The sequence below is a fragment of the Streptomyces roseoverticillatus genome, assembly GCF_000719265.1.
Classification (GTDB): Bacteria; Actinomycetota; Actinomycetes; order Streptomycetales; family Streptomycetaceae; genus Streptomyces; species Streptomyces roseoverticillatus.
Map to the genome: position 1 here is coordinate 16,864 of NZ_JOFL01000021.1, position 18,303 is coordinate 35,166.

At 72.5% G+C, this 18,303-nt stretch carries 15 protein-coding genes and 1 riboswitch; of the genes, 6 read left to right on the plus strand and 9 right to left on the minus strand.

Translation table 11 applies throughout. From position 1 onward, the window contains the following. The first annotated feature begins 30 nt into the window (after positions 1 to 30). A complete protein-coding gene (locus tag IF61_RS0124190; RefSeq protein WP_030368624.1) occupies positions 31 to 312 on the plus strand; it encodes an HPr family phosphocarrier protein in 282 nt (93 codons plus the stop codon). A gap of 204 nt (positions 313 to 516) precedes the next feature. Here the strand turns inward: IF61_RS0124190 and IF61_RS0124195 are convergent, their stop codons facing one another. The 4 genes from IF61_RS0124195 to IF61_RS0124210 all read right to left on the minus strand — a co-directional run bounded on the left by IF61_RS0124195 (position 517) and on the right by IF61_RS0124210 (position 5,442). Further along, positions 517 to 1,245: a GntR family transcriptional regulator gene (locus IF61_RS0124195; protein WP_052392985.1), complete on the minus strand. Its 729-nt coding sequence runs from the start codon at positions 1,243 to 1,245 to the stop codon at positions 517 to 519. A 250-nt stretch (positions 1,246 to 1,495) separates the two neighbouring features. Further along, positions 1,496 to 2,305 (minus strand): M23 family metallopeptidase, encoded by an 810-nt coding sequence (locus tag IF61_RS0124200; protein WP_030368626.1) that lies wholly within the window; start codon positions 2,303 to 2,305, stop codon positions 1,496 to 1,498. A 13-nt stretch (positions 2,306 to 2,318) separates the two neighbouring features. Continuing rightward, positions 2,319 to 2,474: riboswitch (cyclic di-AMP (ydaO/yuaA leader) on the minus strand. Positions 2,475 to 2,689: 215 nt separating this feature from the next. After that, on the minus strand, positions 2,690 to 4,057 hold the full coding sequence (locus tag IF61_RS0124205) for a M16 family metallopeptidase (RefSeq protein ID WP_043190514.1): 1,368 nt from the start codon (positions 4,055 to 4,057) through the stop codon (positions 2,690 to 2,692). A gap of 35 nt (positions 4,058 to 4,092) precedes the next feature. Next, on the minus strand, positions 4,093 to 5,442 hold the full coding sequence (locus IF61_RS0124210) for a M16 family metallopeptidase (protein WP_043190482.1): 1,350 nt from the start codon (positions 5,440 to 5,442) through the stop codon (positions 4,093 to 4,095). Between the two features lie 237 nt (positions 5,443 to 5,679). On the opposite strand from IF61_RS0124210, the gene IF61_RS0124215 reads away from it, so the two are divergent. Beyond that, the gene (locus tag IF61_RS0124215; protein ID WP_030368629.1) at positions 5,680 to 8,136 is read left to right on the plus strand and encodes a DNA gyrase/topoisomerase IV subunit A; all 2,457 of its coding nucleotides are present in this window, start codon (positions 5,680 to 5,682) and stop codon (positions 8,134 to 8,136) included. 82 nt (positions 8,137 to 8,218) lie between these two features. On the opposite strand, the gene IF61_RS0124220 is transcribed toward IF61_RS0124215, so the two are convergent. Both IF61_RS0124220 and IF61_RS0124225 read right to left on the minus strand, forming a co-directional pair. Continuing rightward, positions 8,219 to 9,286, minus strand: a complete 1,068-nt coding sequence (locus IF61_RS0124220; protein ID WP_107043115.1) for a CobW family GTP-binding protein — start codon at positions 9,284 to 9,286, stop codon at positions 8,219 to 8,221. 17 nt (positions 9,287 to 9,303) lie between these two features. Beyond that, on the minus strand, positions 9,304 to 10,452 hold the full coding sequence (locus IF61_RS0124225; protein WP_030368631.1) for a citrate synthase/methylcitrate synthase: 1,149 nt from the start codon (positions 10,450 to 10,452) through the stop codon (positions 9,304 to 9,306). A 113-nt stretch (positions 10,453 to 10,565) separates the two neighbouring features. On the opposite strand from IF61_RS0124225, the gene IF61_RS0124230 reads away from it, so the two are divergent. Further along, entirely contained in the window at positions 10,566 to 11,828 is a 1,263-nt protein-coding gene (locus tag IF61_RS0124230) for a citrate synthase family protein (protein ID WP_030368632.1), read from the plus strand. A gap of 98 nt (positions 11,829 to 11,926) precedes the next feature. Beyond that, a complete protein-coding gene (locus IF61_RS0124235; protein ID WP_078660450.1) occupies positions 11,927 to 12,898 on the plus strand; it encodes a ferredoxin family protein in 972 nt (323 codons plus the stop codon). Here the strand turns inward: IF61_RS0124235 and IF61_RS0124240 are convergent. The 3 genes from IF61_RS0124240 to IF61_RS0124250 form a co-directional block, all read right to left on the minus strand. After that, positions 12,882 to 13,940: an ABC transporter substrate-binding protein gene (locus IF61_RS0124240; protein ID WP_030368634.1), complete on the minus strand. Its 1,059-nt coding sequence runs from the start codon at positions 13,938 to 13,940 to the stop codon at positions 12,882 to 12,884. The two genes, IF61_RS0124235 and IF61_RS0124240, sit on opposite strands and share 17 nt — an antisense overlap. A 115-nt stretch (positions 13,941 to 14,055) precedes the next feature. Further along, positions 14,056 to 14,934 (minus strand): ABC transporter permease, encoded by an 879-nt coding sequence (locus tag IF61_RS0124245; RefSeq protein ID WP_030368635.1) that lies wholly within the window; start codon positions 14,932 to 14,934, stop codon positions 14,056 to 14,058. Further along, positions 14,924 to 15,763: an ABC transporter ATP-binding protein gene (locus tag IF61_RS0124250; RefSeq protein WP_030368636.1), complete on the minus strand. Its 840-nt coding sequence runs from the start codon at positions 15,761 to 15,763 to the stop codon at positions 14,924 to 14,926. The genes IF61_RS0124245 and IF61_RS0124250 overlap by 11 nt, the downstream gene beginning before the upstream one ends. A gap of 195 nt (positions 15,764 to 15,958) precedes the next feature. Between IF61_RS0124250 and IF61_RS0124255 the strand changes: the two genes are divergently transcribed. After that, the gene (locus tag IF61_RS0124255) at positions 15,959 to 17,623 is read left to right on the plus strand and encodes a sensor histidine kinase (protein WP_030368637.1); all 1,665 of its coding nucleotides are present in this window, start codon (positions 15,959 to 15,961) and stop codon (positions 17,621 to 17,623) included. Next, positions 17,620 to 18,297, plus strand: a complete 678-nt coding sequence (locus tag IF61_RS0124260) for a response regulator (RefSeq protein ID WP_030368638.1) — start codon at positions 17,620 to 17,622, stop codon at positions 18,295 to 18,297. The genes IF61_RS0124255 and IF61_RS0124260 overlap by 4 nt, the downstream gene beginning before the upstream one ends. Positions 18,298 to 18,303: the final 6 nt, after the last annotated feature.

Sequence of the window (18,303 nt, forward strand, 5' to 3'; positions counted from 1 at the left end):
GACAACCCCTACGACCTGAAGGGCAACACCATGGCTGAGCGCCGCGTCACCGTCGGCTGGGCCGAGGGCCTGCACGCCCGTCCCGCGTCGATCTTCGTCCGTGCGGCGACTGCCGCCGGCGTCCCCATGACGATCGCCAAGGCCGACGGCACCCCGGTCAACGCCGGCTCCATGCTGGCCGTGCTGGGCCTGGGCGCCCAGGGTGGCGAGGAGATCGTTCTGGCGAGCGACGCCGAGGGTGCCGAGGCCGCTCTGGACCGCCTGGCGAAGCTGGTCGCCGAGGGTCTCGAGGAGCTCCCGGAGACCGTCTGATCCGACGGAATCCCGCGCGGCGGGGCCGCGGCGGCCGATGGAGGCCGCCGCGGCCCCGTTATCGTTCCCGAGTGAAATCCATGGCATTCCTGCCGCGCCGGCATGCCATTCCATAGGCACGAGTTCAGCTGAAGAACATTTCCTTCGGTAACTCCGGAACTCCGGGCGCAAAATGCGCGGGCGCACTTCAAGAGCGGGCGCACTTCAAGAACCGGCGATCACTGTTCTCCCGGCGGACTCCCTATTCCGGGCGGTCCCCGTCCGCGCCGCCGGCACGGAGCGCCGCAGCCGGAATTCCCCCGGCGCCCGGTCCGCACGGGCCGCGGCGATCGCCCGGGCCCGCTCGGCGTCGCCGCGGGCCACAGCGTCCACGAGGGCGCCGAGCAGCTCCCACGTGTCGACGGGCCGCACCGGCGGCTCCGCCGCGTACACCCAGGCGATCTTGAGCCGCAGCTGGGTGAGCAGCCCCGCGATGCTGGGGCTGCCGGAGGCCTGGGCGAGCGTCTCGTCGAACCAGTCGCCCAGCGGCCGCAGCTCGCCCGTACGGCCGCCGCGGGCCCGCTCCTGGCCCAGCCTGACCAGCCCGCGCAGCACCTTCAGGTGCGCCTCCGTGCGGCGCTGAGCGGCGCGCGCGGCGCCCAGCGGCTCCAGCAGGGCGCGCACCTCCAGCAGATCCGCGGCCTCCTGCTCGGTGGGCTCGGCGACGCACGCGCCGGCGTGCCGCCGGGTGGTCACGAAGCCCTCCGAGGCGAGGGTGCGCAGCGCCTCGCGCACGGGCACGCGGGAGACCCCGTAGCGGCGCGCGAGGACCTCCTCGGTGAGCCGGCTGCCGGGCGGAAACGTGCCGGAAACAATGTCGTCACGAATCGCCGTGCACACGGCATGCGCGGAAATGCGACGGCTCTCCTGAGCCGCTGTCCCCTCACCGTTCACGTACGGCCCCGCATGGGTGAACCTCCGGATAACCCCCGCGAAACGCGGCCGATTGACGTTTGTTCAGCGACTCTATTGCAGCGGCCCGCGATTTCCGACGGCGCGCGGGAAGTCATCGATATGTTTTGGCCAACACGGGGCGGGTGACAGCCACGGCGCGGGGCGGTCCGGGCACGGCGAAGGCCCCGGCCGGTGGGCCGGGGCCTTCGTCAGACGATCGGGCGCGCGGGGCGCCGCTGTCCGCGGTGCGTCAGACCGAGACGCCGTGCTCGGCGAGGTACGCGACGGGGTCGATGTCGGTGCCGTAGACGGCGCCCGTGCGGGCCTCGAAGTGCAGGTGCGGGCCGGTGACGTTGCCCGTGGCGCCGGAGAGGCCGATCTGCTGGCCGGCGGTGACGCTCTGGCCGACGGAGACGTCGATGGAGGACAGGTGGCCGTACTGCGTGTACGTGCCGTCGTTGTGCTTGATGACGACGTTGTTGCCGTACGCGCCGCCCCAGCCGGCCTCGACGATGGTGCCGGCGCCCACGGCCTGGACCGAGGTGCCGGACTCGGCGTGGAAGTCGACGCCGGTGTGGCTGCCGGAGGACCACAGGCCGCTGGAGGCCTTGTAGGACGTGGAGACGTACGAGCCGGCGATCGGCGAGACGAAGGTGTTGAGGCGCTTGCGCTCCTGCTCGCGGGCGATGCGCTCCTGCTCCTTGCGCTCGGCCTCGGCCTTGCGCTTGGCCTCGTCGTCCGCCTTCTTGACGTCGGCGGCCTGCTGCTTGGCGGCGGTCTCGGCCTCGCGGACGGCGGAGGACTCGGCCGCGGAGCTGCTCTGGACCTGGGCCTGCTCGCCGATGCGGCCCGCGGTGTCCTCGCCGATGACGACAGCCTGGGTCAGGCCGGTGTCCTCGGTGGGACGGTGGACGTCGTCGGGGGTGGCGGCCAGCGCCGGGGCGGCGAAGCCCGCGACGACACCAGTGGCGGCGAGGGTGGCTATGCCTGCCGCGTTCGCGCTGACGCGAACGGCGCGGCTCGGCTTGCGGTGCTTCCCGGTGGCACGAGTGAACGCCATAGGTGAGGCTGGTCCTTTCCTTCCCTCTCGCCTACCGGGTTAGCTGACGGGTTCGGAGCAGGAAGGTCTCCTACGGATCCCTCCGGAAAGGGGCCCGATTCACCCCAGGGACACTTGGGTCCCCGGCTCCCCTGGCTCGCGCCGTACGGGGACTCGGCGATGTCTGCCCGGGCCGCGGATGCGACGCACATCTGACGGACAGACGCTTCGACGCTAGACGCCGTCACTTTCGATCGGCAAACAGAAGCAGTGTTTTGTGTCCCACGCCACAGTGCAGACGTGCAACCACTCCACTAAACCGGACATTTGGCAGGCACGCGCGCCGCTGGGGCGCGCGTGCCTGCCGGTTGACGGCGGGTCGGCGGAGCGGCCCGCCGCCGGGGCTCAGCCCGTGATCACCGTCACGTCGCCGATGCCGAGGGCCCGGACGGGCTCCTCGATCTGCGCGGCGTCACCGACGAGCACCGTCACCAGCCGGTCGACCGGGAAGGCGTTGACGACGGCGGCCGTGGCCTCCACCGTGCCCGTCCCGGCGAGGCGCTCGTACAGCCGCGCCTGGAAGTCGTCCGGGAGGTGCTGCTCGACCTGGTCGGCCAGCGTCCCGGCGACGGCCGCCGCCGTCTCGTACTTGAGCGGGGCGACGCCGACGAGGTTCTGCACGGCGGAGTCGCGCTCCTCGTCCGTCAGGCCCTCGGCGGCAAGGGTGCGCAGCACCGTCCACAGGTCCTGCAGCGCGGGGCCGGTGGAGGCGGTGTCCACCGAGCCGCTGATGGCCAGCATGGCCGCGCCGGTGCCCTCCGGGGAGGACAGCAGCACCTGGCCGAAGGCCCGGACGCCGTAGGTGTAGCCCTTCTCCTCGCGCAGGACGCGGTCCAGGCGGGAGGTGAGGGTGCCGCCGAGGCAGTACGTGCCGACGGACTGGGCGGGCCACACCGCGTCGTGCCGGTCGGCGCCGGTGCGGCCGATGAGGAGCTGCGTCTGGACCGCGCCGGGGCGGTCCACGATGACGACGCGGCCGGTGTCGTCGGCGGTGACCGGCGGGAGCGGGTGCGGCTCGGCCGGGGAGCCCGTCCAGGCGCCGAGCGAGTCGGCGAGGGCCGTGTCGAGGTCGATGCCGGTGAAGTCGCCGACGACCACGGCGGTCGTGGTGGCGGGCCGGACGTGGGCCTCGTAGAAGGCGCGGACGGAGGCGGCGTCGATGCGGGCGACGGTCTCCTCGGTGCCCTGGCGGGGGCGGGACATCCGCGAGCCGGCCGGGAAGAGCTCCTTGGAGAGCGCCATGGCGGCCCGGCGGGAGGGGTTGGCCAGCTCGTGCGGGATCTCGTCCAGGCGGTTGCCCACGAGGCGCTCGACCTCGTTGTCCGGGAAGGCCGGGGCGCGCAGGGCGTCGGCGACGAGGCCGAGGGCCTTGGCGAGCCGGGAGGCCGGCACCTCCAGAGAGAGGCGCACGCCGGGGTGGTCGGCGTGGGCGTCGAGGGTGGCGCCGCAGCGCTCCAGCTCGGCCGTGAACTCCTCGGCGGTGTGCTTGTCGGTGCCCTCGGACAGGGCGCGCGCCATGATGGTGGCGACGCCGTCGAGGCCCTCGGGCTCGGCGGTCAGGGGGGCCACGACGTTGATGTCCACGGCGACGACCTGCTGGCCGGGGCGGTGGCAGCGCAGCACCGTCAGGCCGTTGGGGAGCGTGCCGCGCTCGGGGGCGGGGAAGGCCCAGGGGGCCGCGGGCCCGGCCTGGGGCCGCGGGTGGAAGTCCATGGAGGGGTGGGCGGGGTCAGCGGCCACGGCGTCGCTCACTTGGCCGTCTCCTCTTCTGCGTCGGCGTTCTCGTCGGCGGGGGCTGCGCTCTCGGTGGGCTCGTACACCAGCACGGCGCGGTTGTCGGGGCGCAGGCGGGCCTGGGCCACCCGCTGCACCTCTTCGGGAGTGATGTCCAGGACGCGCTGCACGGCGGTGAGGGCGAGCTGGGGGTCGCCGAACAGCACCGCGAAGCGGCACAGTTCGTCGGCGCGGCCGCTGACCGTGGAGAGCCGGTCCAGCCACTCGCGCTCCAGCTGGGCCTGGGCGCGCTCCATCTCCGCGGGGGTCGGGCCCTCGGCGGCGAAGCGGGCCAGCTCCTCGTCGACCGCGACCTCGATGTCGGGGATCTCGGCGCCGCCGGAGGCCTTGACGTCCAGCCAGCCCAGCGAGGGGGCACCGGCGAGCCGCAGCAGGCCGAAGCCGGCGGCGACGGCGGTGCGGTCGTGGCGGACGAGGCGGTTGTGGAGCCGGGAGGACTCGCCGCCGCCGAGGACGGTGACGGCCAGGTCGGCGGCGTCGGCCTCGCGGGAGCCGTCCTGCGGGAGGCGGTAGGCGGCCATCATGGCGCGCGCCGGGACCTCTTCGCGGACGACCTGGCGGAGCTGCTCGCCGATGGTGTCGGGGAGGCCGCCGTCGCGCGGGGGCTGCTTGCCGTCGTGCGCGGGGATGGAGCCGAAGTACTTCTCGATCCAGGCGAGCGTCTGCTCGGGGTCGATGTCGCCGACGACCGACAGGACGGCGTTGCCCGGCGCGTAGTACGTGCGGAAGAAGGCGCGGGCGTCCTCCAGGGAGGCCGCGTCCAGGTCGGCCATGGAGCCGATCGGGGTGTGGTGGTACGGGTGGCCGTCGGGGAAGACCATGGCCGTCAGCCGCTCGAAGGCGGTGCCGTAGGGGACGTTGTCGTAGCGCTGGCGGCGCTCGTTCTTGACGACGTCGCGCTGGTTCTCCATCGACTCGTCGTCGAGGGCGGTGAGCAGGGAGCCCATCCGGTCTGCCTCGAGCCACAGGGCCAGCTCCAGCTGGTGGGCCGGCATGGTCTCGAAGTAGTTGGTGCGCTCGAAGCTGGTGGTGCCGTTGAGGGAGCCGCCGGCGCCCTGCACCAGCTCGAAATGGCCGTTCCCCTTGACCTGGGCCGAGCCCTGGAACATAAGGTGCTCAAAGAGGTGGGCGAGGCCCGTGCGGCCCTTGACCTCGTGGCGCGAGCCGACGTCGTACCAGAGGCAGACGGCGGCGACCGGGGTCAGGTGGTCTTCGGAGAGCACCACCCGCAGGCCGTTGGCCAGGCGGTGCTCGGTCGCTGTGAGGCCGCCGGTACCGGCCTGTTGCGTGGCCGTGTGACCCATGGGCATGTACGTCCCTTCGATCGCTTGAGATCTCGCGCCCGTGCGCGACGACTCGTGCGCGTTGGCTCGCGTGATGAACAGTGCTGTCACTGTATGCAAGCGCGCTGACATCCGGCGAAGTTCCCGGCGCGGTGCCCCCTTACGGACGGGTCGTGTCCGGTGTTGTCAGTGGCGCGGTCCACAATGGTCCGCGTCAGCACCCTGCCTCGGCAATCGATCGAAGGAGCCGCAGCCGCGATGGCCCGCCGCAGCACGAAGACCCCGCCGCCGGAGAACTTCGAGGAGCGCATCCTCGACATCGACGTCGTCGACGAGATGCAGGGTTCCTTCCTCGAGTACGCCTACTCCGTCATCTACTCCCGGGCCCTGCCCGACGCGCGCGACGGCCTCAAGCCGGTCCAGCGCCGCATCCTCTTCCAGATGAACGAGATGGGCCTGCGGCCCGACCGGGGCCACGTGAAGTGCGCCCGGGTCGTCGGCGAGGTGATGGGAAAGCTGCACCCGCACGGCGACGCCTCGATCTACGACGCCCTGGTGCGCATGGCGCAGCCGTTCTCCATGCGGCTGCCCCTGGTGGACGGCCACGGCAACTTCGGCTCGCTCGGCAATGACGACCCGCCCGCGGCCATGCGCTACACCGAGGCCCGGATGGCGGCGCCGACATCGCTGATGACGGAGTCCATCGACGAGGACACGGTCGATTTCACGCCGAACTACGACGGCAGCGAGCGGGAGCCCGTCAGCCTGCCCGCCGCCTATCCGAACCTGCTGGTCAACGGCTCGTCCGGGATCGCGGTCGGCATGGCGACGAACATGCCGCCGCACAACCTGGGCGAGGTCGTCGCCGCCGCCCGGCACCTGATCAAGCACCCGGGCGCCGATCTCGACACGCTGATGAAGTTCATCCCCGGCCCGGACCTGCCCACGGGCGGCCGGATCGTCGGCCTGAGCGGCGTCCGCGACGCCTACGAGAACGGCCGCGGCACCTTCAAGATCCGCGCCACCGTCTCCGTGGAGAACGTGACGGCCCGCCGCAAGGGCCTGGTGGTCACCGAGCTGCCCTTCACGGTCGGCCCCGAGAAGGTCATCTCCAAGATCAAGGACCTGGTCGGCTCGAAGAAGCTCCAGGGCATCGCCGACGTCAAGGACCTCACCGACCGCGCCCACGGCCTGCGCCTGGTCATCGAGGTGAAGAACGGCTTCAACCCCGAGGCCGTCCTGGAGCAGCTCTACAAGCTCACGCCGATGGAGGAGTCCTTCGGCATCAACAACGTGGCGCTGGTCGACGGCCAGCCGCTGACCCTGGGGCTCAAGGAGCTCCTGGAGGTCTACGTCGACCACCGCTTCGAGGTGGTGCGGCGGCGCAGCGAGTTCCGGCGCGGCAAGCGGCGCGACCGGCTGCACCTGGTCGAGGGCCTGCTGGTGGCGCTGCTCGACATCGACGAGGTCATCAGGATCATTCGATCGAGTGAGAACGCGGCGCAGGCCAAGCAGGCCCTGATCGCCCACTTCTCCCTCTCCGAGGTGCAGACGCAGTACATCCTCGACACCCCGCTGCGCCGGCTGACGAAGTTCGACCGCATCGAGCTGGAGTCCGAGCGCGACCGGCTGAACGAGGAGATCGAGCAGCTGACGCGGATCCTGGAGTCCGACGCGGAGCTGCGCAAGCTGGTCTCCGGCGAACTGGCCGAGGTAGCGAAGAAGTTCGGCACCGACCGCCGTACGGTCCTGCTGGAGTCGGCGGGCGCCCCGGCGTCGGCGGTGCCCCTGCAGGTCGCCGACGACCCGTGCCGCGTCCTGATGTCCTCCACCGGCCTGCTGGCCCGTACGGCCACGGGCGAGCCGTTCCCGCCGGCCGCGGGCGAGGCCAAGCGCGTCAAGCACGACGTGATCGTCTCGGCGGTGCCGGCGACGGCCATGGGCGAGGTGGGGGCGGTGACCTCGGCCGGGCGGCTGCTGCGGCTGCGGGTGATCGACCTTCCGCAGCTTCCGGAGACGGCGGCGGCGCCCAGCCTGTCGGGCGGCGCGCCGGTGCCGGAGTTCCTGCCGCTGGCGGACGGCGAGACGGTCGTCTGCCTCACCACGCTGGACGAGTCCTCGCCGGGGCTCGCGATCGGTACGGAGCAGGGCGTCGTCAAGCGCGTGGTCCCTGACTATCCGGCCAACAAGGACGAGCTGGAGGTCATCTCCCTCAAGGACGGCGACCGGATCGTCGGCGCGGCCGAGCTGCGAACGGGCGAGGAGGACCTGGTCTTCGTCACGGACGACGCCCAGCTGCTGCGCTACCAGGCCTCGCAGGTGCGTCCGCAGGGCCGCCCGGCGGGCGGCATGGCGGGCATCAAGCTGTCCGCGGGCGCGAAGGTGATCTCCTTCACAGCCATCGACCCGGCGGCGGACGCGGTGGTCTTCACCCGGGCCGGGGCGCGGGGCGGCATGGGCGGTGCCACGGAGGGCTCGGCGAAGCTGACGCCGTTCGACCAGTACCCGCGCAAGGGGCGGGCGACGGGCGGCGTGCGCTGCCAGCGCTTCCTCAAGGGCGAGGACTGCCTGGTCATGGCCTGGGCGGGAGCGGCCCCGGCGCGCGCCGCGGACGCGAAGGGCGCTCCGGTGGAGCTGCCGGAGACCGACCCGCGCCGTGACGGCTCGGGCACGCCCCTGGCGAAGCCGGTGAGCGTGATCGCGGGCCCGGTGTAAAAGCCGGTGTGAAAGTGGGCTGACGGGGGCGCGAATGGCGCCCCCGTCAGGCCTGTGCGTACCGTCAGGCCTGCGCGTACCGTCAGGCCTGCGCGTACCGCAGGACTCCCCACATGGTGTGCTCCTCGGCGAGGGGCTCTCCCTCTGTCACGCGGCAGCGCTCCAGGCCGGCCCGCAGTGCCCCGGCGTCGACTCCCCTGCCGATCAGTACGAGCTGGGTGAGCCGTTCCTCGGCGCGGGCCCAGGAGGAGCGGTAGAAGCGCAGGAAGTCGCCCACGGCGTGCACGGCGAACTTGTGCTTGTGCCCGGCTATGCCGAAGTACACGAAGCCCTTGATGCGGTACAGGCCCCCCGGCCGGCTGTCGAGGAACTCCATCAGCCGCCGCGGGTCTACGGGCTCCGGGGAGACGAACTCGACGCTCTCGTAGGCGGCGTGCAGGTGCCCGCTGTGGTTGCAGCCGTCGTGGCAGTCGTGGCCGTGGCCGTCGTCCTCGTCGCCGGCGTGCAGGTCCTCGAAGGACAGCTGCCGCACCGCCGCCGTGTCCTCCTCGCGCGGCTTGCGGTCGAAGAGCAGCTCCGGGTCGATGCGCCCGTAGGAGGCCGGTACGACGGGCGTGCCGGGGCTGAGCTCCGCCAGGACGCCCAGGAGGTCCCGGCGGGCCTCGTCGCCGATCCTGTCGGCCTTGTTGAGGACGACGAGGTCGGCGATCGCGACGTGCCGGTCGAGCTCGGGGTGCCGGGCGCGGGTGGCGGCGAACTCCGCCGCGTCGACGACCTCGACGAGCCCTCCGTAGACGATGTCCTTGTTGTCGCTGGCGAGGATCATCCGGATGAGCTCCTGCGGCTCGGCCAGTCCGCTCGCCTCGATCACGATGACGTCGATGCGGGCCGCGGGGCGGGAGAGCTTCTCCAGGAATCCGTCGAGCTCGCTGGTGTCGACGGCGCAGCACAGGCAGCCGTTGCCCAGCGACACCATCGAGTCGACCTGGCCGGCGACGCTCATGGCGTCGATCTCGATGCTGCCGAAGTCGTTGACGACGGCCCCGATGCGGGTGCCCCCGCTCCTCCCCAGGAGGTGGTTGAGGAGGGTGGTCTTGCCCGATCCCAGGAATCCTGCCAGCACGATGACCGGGATCTGTCGCTTGGCCACGGGGGGCGCCTCCATCATCAGTCGAGCGCGGCGGGGACCGGCTGGGGCGGGGGCGGGCCCGTGTACCGGGCCGCCGGGCGGATGATCTTCGAGTCGTCCGCCTGCTCCAGGATATTGGCGCTCCAGCCGACCACGCGGGCCGCGCAGAAGGTGGGGGTGAACATCTCGCGCGGCAGCCCGCACAGCTCCATGACGACGCCGGCGTAGAACTCGACGTTGGTGTGGAGCTCCCGGCCGGGCTTCAGTTCGGCGAGGATCTCCTCCACGCGCGCCTCGACCTCGACGGCGAAGTCCACGAGGCTGCCGCCGAACTCCTGGGCGATGCCGCGGAGCATCCGGGAGCGGGGGTCCTCGGTGCGGTAGACGGGGTGCCCGAAGCCCATGATCCGTTCCCCGGCGAGGACGCGGGCGCGGATCCACCCGTCGATGCGGTCCGGCGTGCCGATGGCGTCGAGGGTGTCCAGGGCCCGGCTCGGGGCGCCGCCGTGCAGGGGGCCGGACAGGGCGCCGATCGCGCCGCACAGGCAGGCGGCGAGGTCCGCGCCGGTGGAGGCGATGACGCGGGCGGTGAACGTCGAGGCGTTGAAGCCGTGGTCGATGGTGGAGACGAGGTACTGCTCGACGGCGCGGGCCCGCCGGGCACCGGGCTCGGTCCCGGTCAGCATGTAGAGGTAGTTGGCCGCGTGGGGCAGGTCGTCGCGCGGCTCCACGGGCTCCAGGCCCTGCCCGAGCCGGTACAGGGCGGTGAGCAGGGTGGGCACGGCGGCGCAGGCGGCGAGCGCGTCGGCCTCGCGCCGGGCGGGGGCGGTGTCGTAGAGGGGCCGGAGGCCGGCGGAGGCGCCGAGCAGGGACAGTGCGGTGCGCAGCCCGGCGAGGGGGCCCGAGCGGGCGCCGGCGCGGGCGATGCCCGGCAGGGCCTCGCGCACGTCCTGCGGCAGGTGGCGCAGGGCGGCGGTCTCGGCGGCGAAGCGGGCGCGCTGCTGCGCGTCCGGCAGGGTCCCGCGGACCATCAGGTGCCAGACGTCCTCGAAGGAGCGCTTCTGCGCGAGTTCGACGGCCGAGTACTGGCGGTAGTGGTAGAAGCCCTCCTGGCCTCGGACGTCACCGAGAGCGGTGTCGGTGACGACGACGCCGGCCAGTCCACGGGGCACATCAGTGATCGGCATGGCTGCCTCCTCAGCAGGCGATCGATCAAATCTTGATGCGACTGTCCATGTTTAACTCAATACTTGTCAATGTTGATTCGAATCAATGTAGAGGGGTGGATAGCGTGTGCCCCATGGCGGACCACAGAACGGACGGCGGCGAGACGCACGCCGGAGCGGAAGACCGGCGGCTGACCACGCGCGAGGTCGCCGAGCGGCTCGGCGTGAAGCCGGAGACGGTCTACGCGTACGTCAGCCGCGGCCAGCTCAGCAGCCGCCGCGGCCCCGGCGGGCGCAGCAGCACCTTCGACGCGCGCGAGGTGGACGCCCTCCTGCGGCGCAGCAGGCGCGAGACGGCGTTCGGCGGCGAGACGGCGATCCGTACGGGCATCACCCTCATCGACAAGGACCGGTACTACTACCGGGGGGTGGACGCCACCGCCCTGGCGGAGCGGTACACGTACGAAGAGGTCGCGGACTGGCTGTGGACGGGCCGGCTGCGGCGCGGCACGCGGTTCACCGCCCCGCACGACGCGCTGATCGCGGCGCTCCGCGCCGTGGGCTCCCTGCCCGCGCACGGCGGGCCCGCCGACCGGCTGCGGGTGGCCGCGATCGCGGCGGCCGCCGCCGACCCGCTGCGCTTCGACCTCTCGCCGCAGGCCGTGCTCGGCACCGCGCGCGGCCTGATCCCCACGCTGGTCGACGCCCTGCCGGCCGCCGGGCCGCTGCCCCGGGAGGACGGCGGCGGGCCGCTGCCCCGCCGGCTGTGGTCACGGCTGACCGCGCAGGCACCCGACGAGGCGTCACTGCGCGCCCTGGAGGCGGCTCTCGTGCTGCTCATCGACCACGACCTGGCCGCGTCCACGCTCGCGGTGCGGGTCGCCGCCTCGGCCCGTTCCCACCCCTACGCGGTCGTCACGGCCGGCCTCGGCGTCGTGGAGAGCCCGCTGCACGGCGCCGCGAGCGGGCTGGCGCACCGGATGCTGACGGAGGTGCTGGAGCGGGGCAGCGCGGGCGCGGTCGTGGCCGACCACCTGCGCGGCGGGCGCCGCGTGCCCGGCCTCGGCCACCGGCTCTACAAGGGGCCCGACCCCCGCGCCACGGCCCTCTTCGCCCGCCTGGAGGCCGTGCCGGCCGCAGCCGGAGCCCTCGCGGCGGCACGGGAGGTCGAGGCGACGACGGCCCGGCACGTACCCCTGCACGCCAACGTGGACCTCGCCCTGGCCGTGCTGTCCGTCTCCTCGCAGATGCCGCCCGAGGCCGGGGAGACCGTCTTCGCGGTGGCCCGTACGGCCGGCTGGATCGCGCACGCCCTGGAGGAGTACGCGGAGCGCCCCATGCGGATGCGGCCTTCGGGCGAGTACGCCGGCCCCACGCCGCCCCAGCCCCTGCCCTGACGCCTCCCCAAGGAACTCTTTCAGGCCACCCCACGGACTTCAGCCGTCCCGGCCGTCCCGTCACACGAACACCGGAAACTCAGGTTAGGCTTACCTTCGTGAGTACGTGCGCGACCGCCTCCCGCCAGCTCGCCGAGCCCCTGGCCGGCACCGCCGCCACCGCGCGGACGTGGCTGCTCGTCGAGCAGCCCGGGCCCTGGGGTGCGGACGCACTGACCGCGAGCCACCTCGACCCCGCCGTCGGGCAGGCGCTGGACGCGGCCGCGGAAGGCACAGGCGTCCGCATCGCGCTGATCCGCCGCCCCGGCCGGCACGCCGACTGCCACCAGCCCGGCACCCACCGGGTGTTCGCCGCCCACACCGCCCCGGGCCGCTCCTGGATCCGCACCGCCGCGATCCCCGACCCCGCGGAGCTGACCCGGCTGGACCTCGCCGCACTCGGCGCGGGCGAGCACGGCGGCCTGTGGGAGGCCTACGACGGCGACCCGCTGGTGTTCGTGTGCACCAACGGCAAGCGCGACCGCTGCTGCGCCCTGCTGGGCCGTCCCCTCGCCGCCGAGCTGGCCGCGTCCGGGGCGGAGGCGTGGGAGGTCACCCACATCGGCGGCCACCGCTTCTCCCCGACGCTCTTCGTCCTCCCGTACGGCTACGCGTACGGCCGGGTCACCGCCCACGGCGTCAAGGACGTCCTGGAGGCGGTGCGCGACCGCCGGATCGTCACCGGCGACTGCCGCGGCCGCTCGGCCTGGGAGCGCCCGGCCCAGGCGGCCGAGCTGGCGGTGCGCGAACTGACCGGCGAGGAGGACGCGGACGCCTTCGACGTGACGCGCACCGAGGGCGCGGCGCCGCACTGGTCGGTGACCGTCGCCCACACCGACGGCCGGGCCTGGCGGGTGGCCGTCGAACAGGGCGCCGCGGAGCCCGCCCGGCCGGAGAGCTGCGGACGTGCTCCCGGCACGCCCGCACGGATGGACGTCATATCCGTCACTCCCCTCCGTACGGACGTCCCCGCGGAGGCGCTGATCGGTCCGCGCCCTTCCCGCCCGGGTACCTTCAGCCCGCGTTCTTGACGAACTCCGTGGTGTAGGTCTTCTGCAGGTCCACCTTGGCGCCCTTGAGGTCGGGGTTGAACGACTTGAGCACCTCGTGGACCGTCCGGGGCCCGTCCTCGGGCATCACTCCGTCCTTGGTGAACATCGGCAGGGTGTTCTTGATCGCCTGGACGTAGAGGTCCTTGCCGGCCTTCGCGTAGTCGTCGGGCATCTTGGCCGCGATCTCCTCCGGGGTGTGCTCGGACATCCATCCGAGGGTCTTCACGAAGGCGTTGGCGAGCTTCTGCACCACCTCCTTGTGGTCGTTGACCCAGCTGGTGTTCATGTAGAGGCTGGACGCCGGGTAGAGGCCGCCGAGCGCCGCCCGCGACCCCTCGGGGGTGCGCATGTCGACGAGCACCTTGCCGGCGTCCTTGGCGAGGATCTGCGCGACCGTCGGGTCGGTGGTCATCCCGCCGTCGATGGAGCCCTGCTGGAGTGCGGAGATGAAGGTCTGCCCCGCGCCGACGGCCACCGGCGTGAAGTCGCTGACCTTCACTCCGTTCTTCACCGCCAGGTACTTCGTCAGGAAGTCGGTGGAGGAGCCGAGCCCGGTGACGCCGAGCTTCTTCCCCTTGAAGTCCTTGGGCGAGGCCAGTTCGCCCGCGGCCTTCTTCGAGACGACCTCGACCTCCCCCGGCGTCTGTGCGAGCTGGACCACGGACTCCACCTGCTTGCCCTTCACCTGCAGGTCGAGCGTGTGGTCGTAGAAGCCGACCACACCCTGGACCTCACCGGAGACGAGGGCGGTGGTGGCCTGGACGCCCGCGGGCTCGGTGAGCAGGTCGACGGTGACGCCCTCCTCCTGGAAGTAGCCGAGCCGCTGGGTGAGGACCGCCGGCAGGTAGATGACCTTGTCCAGGCCGCCGACCATGATCTTGACGATGTCACCCTTCGCCGCTTCGAGCGCCGGGTTCGGCTTGTTCGTCGACGACTCGTCGGCACACCCGGCCAGGGTCAGGCACATCACCGCCGCGACGGCGCCCACGCGGGCTCCGGCGGTCTTGCTGAACGTACGCATCGCTGTTCCTTACGGTCGGTGGTTCGCGGGGGACGAACAGGACGTGCAGGACGTGCTGGGGGGTGTGGGGATGCGGTGGGGGGGCAGTGGGGCGGGACGGGGCGGCGGCGTGCCGCTACTCCCCCGACCCGGAATCGCCCGGCTTCCAGCGGAAGAGCCGCTTCTCGGCGAAGGTCAGCAGCCCCTCCGCGAGCAGCGCGACGACGGCGAGGATGACCATGGCGGCGTACACGCCCGCCGTGTTGAACGTGTTCTGCGACATGGAGACCAGCAACCCGATCCCCTTCGCCGCACCGAGGTACTCGCCGACGATCGCGCCGATGAGCGCGAAGCCGAAGCTCACGTGCAGGCTGGTGAAGATCCAGGAAGTCGCCGAGGGGATGACGACCTGCAGCGTCACCCGGCGGTTGCTCGCGCCCAGGATGCGGGCGTTGGCCACCAGATTGCGGTCGACCTCGCGGGCGCCCTGGAAAGCGTTGAAGAACACGGGGAAGAAGACCAGGACGACCGCCGACGCGACCTTGGAGGCAGGCCCCAGCCCGAAGAGGATCAGGAAGATCGGCACGAGGGCGATCCTCGGCAGCGCGTTGAGGACCTTGATGTACGGACTGAAGACGTCGGCCAGGAAGCGCACCCGGCCGAGCCCGATCCCGAGCACCACGCCGCCGGCCACGCCGAACACCCAGCCGAGCAGGGCCTCGTAGAGCGTGTACCAGATCTGCTCGCCGAGCGAGCCCTGCGGAGTGCCGTGGAGCGTCCACTGGACGATCTGGTCCCAGATCCTCGTCGGCATCGAGAAGTAGAACGGATCGATGACGCCGTTGCGGGCCATCAGCTCCCACGCGACCAGCACGACGACGAGCACGAGCACCCGCGCCGCGTACACGGTGAGCCTGCGCTGACGCGCGGCCTTCGCGCGGGCCGAAGCCCGGCCGACGGCCGGAGCCGTGGGGGCGATGGGGGCGCCGACGGATTCGACGGACTCAAGCGACACGGGAGGCACCCCTCTCACGGGTGATGCGGACCTCTTCGCCGAGGGAGGACCAGATCTCGCGGTAGATCTCCACGAACTCGGGCTCCAGGCGGATGGCTTCGACCTTGCGCGGGCGCGGCAGCCGTACGGGGAAGACCTGCTTGACGGTCGCCGGTCCGGCGGTCATCACGACGACCTTGTCGGCGAGGGCGATCGCCTCCTCGAGGTCGTGGGTGACGAAGACGACGGAAGCGGCCGGTCCACCGTGGGAGCCGCCCCACAGCTCCAGCAGCTCGTCCGACATCAGGGCCCGCGTCTGTACGTCGAGCGCCGAGAAGGGCTCGTCCATCAGGAGGATCGCCGGGTCGCACACGAAGGTCTGGGCGAGCGCGACGCGCTTGCGCTGGCCGCCGGAGAGCTGGTGCGGATAGCGGTCGGCGAAGGACGCGAGCCCTACCCGGCCGAGCCAGTCGCGCGCCCGCTCCCGCGCCTCGGCCCTGGGCACGCCGCGGAAGCGCGGCCCGGCCGTCACGTTGGACAGCACCGTCCGCCAGGGGAAGACGGCGTCCTGCTGGAAGACGAAGCCGACTTCCGGCCGGATTCCGGTCACCGGCTCGCCGCCGACCAGCACCTCGCCCTCGGTCGGCTCCTCCAGGCCGCTGACCAGGGTGAGCGTGGTGGACTTCCCGCAGCCGGTCGGGCCGACGACCGCCACGAACTCGCCCTGCTCCACGGTCAGGCCGAGATCCCGTACGGCGGTGTGCGAGGCGCCCGACGGCGTACGGAACACCTTGCTCGCGCCGCGCAGCTCGATCGCCGGTACGTGGCCCGGCGGGGTGCCACTGATCATGCTTGCCGTCTCCTCCTGTGCAGGTTTCCGGCCAAGGGGGTGGCCGGTGCTGGAGGCTAGATGTGACGTGTGGCGCACAGACAGCCTTGTGAGCGCTGTGCGGCTTGAGTGCACGAACCCTGTTCTGCTCGTTTTGCGCGCGGTAGAACAACAAAGAGCGACGAAGGCGCCACGGAAGATGACGCCGGAGGCGCAATGAAGACCACGACGACCGGCAGGAGGGGGACCCGCATGCGCCCCCGCTGGCCGCGCCGTGTCTTCGCCCAAGTGCTGCTCGTCCAGCTGCTGATCATCACCGGGGTCACCGGGCTCGCCGCCGGCCTCTTCCTCGCGCCCCTGGCAGCCCAGCTCGACGACCAGGCCGAGCACCGGGCCCTGACCATCGCCCGGGCCACCGCGGCCCAGCCCGGCATCGCGCACAGCCTGCTGGCCGGGCCGCCCTCCCCCGGCGGGCCCGTGCAGGCCGACGCCGAGCGCATCCGGCTGGCCACCGGCGCGAGTTACGTCGTGGTCGTCGACACCCGCGGCATCCGCTACTCCCACACCGTCCCGGAGCGGATCGGGGAGCGCGTCAGCACCGACCCCGGCAGCGTCCTCGGCGGCCGGGAGTGGACGGGCATCGAGCGCGGCACCCTCGGCCGCTCCGCGCGCGGCAAGGTGCCCCTGCGCGACGGCGAGGGAGCCGTCGTCGGCGCCGTCTCCGTCGGCATCGCCTATGACGACGTGCACGCCCTGCTGCTGCGGGCCGTGCCGGACATCGTCACGTATGCCGGTGCGGCCCTCGGCGTGGGCGCGATCGCCGCGATCGCCGCCTCCCGCCGGCTGCGCAAGCGCACCCATGGCATCGAACTCACCGAGATCTCCGCCCTCCTGGACGAGCGCGAGGCCATGCTGCACGGCATCCGCGAGGGCGTGGTCGCCCTCGACCGGAACGGCCGCGTCCGCCTGGTCAACGACGCGGCCGCGCGGCTGCTGGGCATCGGCCGGGACGCCATCGGCCACCCCCTGGACGGCGTGCTGCCGCCCGGCCGCACCACGGACGTGCTGGCCGGCCGGGTGTCGGGCGCCGACCTGCTGACCGTCCGCGACGGGCGGGTGCTGGTCGTCAACCGCAGGGACACGGCCGGCGGCGGCACCGTGGCGACGCTGCGCGACCGCACCGAGCTGGAGCAGCTCCGCCGCGAACTCGACGGCACCCGCGGCCTGACGGACGCCCTGCGCGCCCAGGACCACGAGCACGCCAACCGCCTGCACACCATCGCCGGGCTCCTGGAGCTCGGCCTGTACGAGGAGGCAGCCGACTTCGTCGCCGAGGTCACCGGCGCGCACCGGGCGACGGCCGAGGAGGTCACCGAGCGGGTCCGCGACCCGCTGGTGGGTGCCCTGCTGGTCGGCAAGAGCGCGGTCGCGGCGGAGCGCGGCGTGGCCCTGCGGGTGAGCCCGGCGACCCGGCTGCCCGACCGGGTCGTGGACCCGCGCGACCTGGTCACCGTGCTCGGCAACCTCGTGGACAACGCCCTGGACGCGGCGGGGTCCCACCACGCGGCCGGTCCCCCGTTCGTGGAGGTGGAGCTGCGGGCCGTCGGGGAGACGCTCGTCGTCCGCGTGGCGGACAACGGCCCCGGGGTGCCGGCCGCGGTCCGCGAACTGGTCTTCACCGACGGCTGGTCCACCAAGGAGGCCGCCCCGCACCGCCGCCGCGGGCTCGGCCTCTCGCTCGTACGGCGGCTGGCCGAGCGGTACGGCGGCTCCGTGCGGGTGGGCGAACGGAAGGGCGGCGGCGCGGTGTTCACCGTGGAACTGCCCGAAGCGCTGCGTTCACCGCAGCCCAAGCAGCTCACTCGAAGGGGTGAACGATGATCGATGTCCTGGTCGTGGACGACGACTTCCGCGTCGCCGAGATCAACGCCGCGTACGTGGCGCGGGTCCCCGGCTTCCGCGTCGGCGCCAAGGCCCACAACGCGGCTCAGGCCATGGCCGTGCTGGAGAAGGGCGGCATCGACCTGGTGCTGCTGGACCACTTCCTCCCGGACGAGACCGGCCTGTGGCTCGTCCGCCGCCTGCGGCAGCTCGGCGACCTCACCGACGTGATCATGGTGACGGCGTCGCGCGACATCGCGACCGTCCAGGCGGCCATGCGCTACGGGGCCCTGCAGTACCTCGTCAAGCCGTTCACCTTCCCCGGGCTGCGGGTGAAGCTGGAGGCGTACGCGCAGTTGCGCCGTACCCTCGACGACGCGCAGGAAGCGGGGCAGGACCAGGTCGACCGGATCTTCGGCACGCTGCGCACGGCCGCCACCAGCACCCCGCTGCCGAAGGGCCATTCGGCGCCCACGGCCGAGCTGATACGGCAGGTGCTCTCGGACGCCGCGTCCCCGCTGTCCGCGCACGAGGTCGCCGCCCGGTCGGGGCTGAGCCGCTCCACGGCACAGCGCTACCTCAAGCGGCTGGAGGAGTCCGGGCGGCTGAGCCTGACCCTCAAGTACGGGGAGACGGGCCGCCCTGAGCACCGGTACGCGTGGACGGGGCGGTAGCTCCAC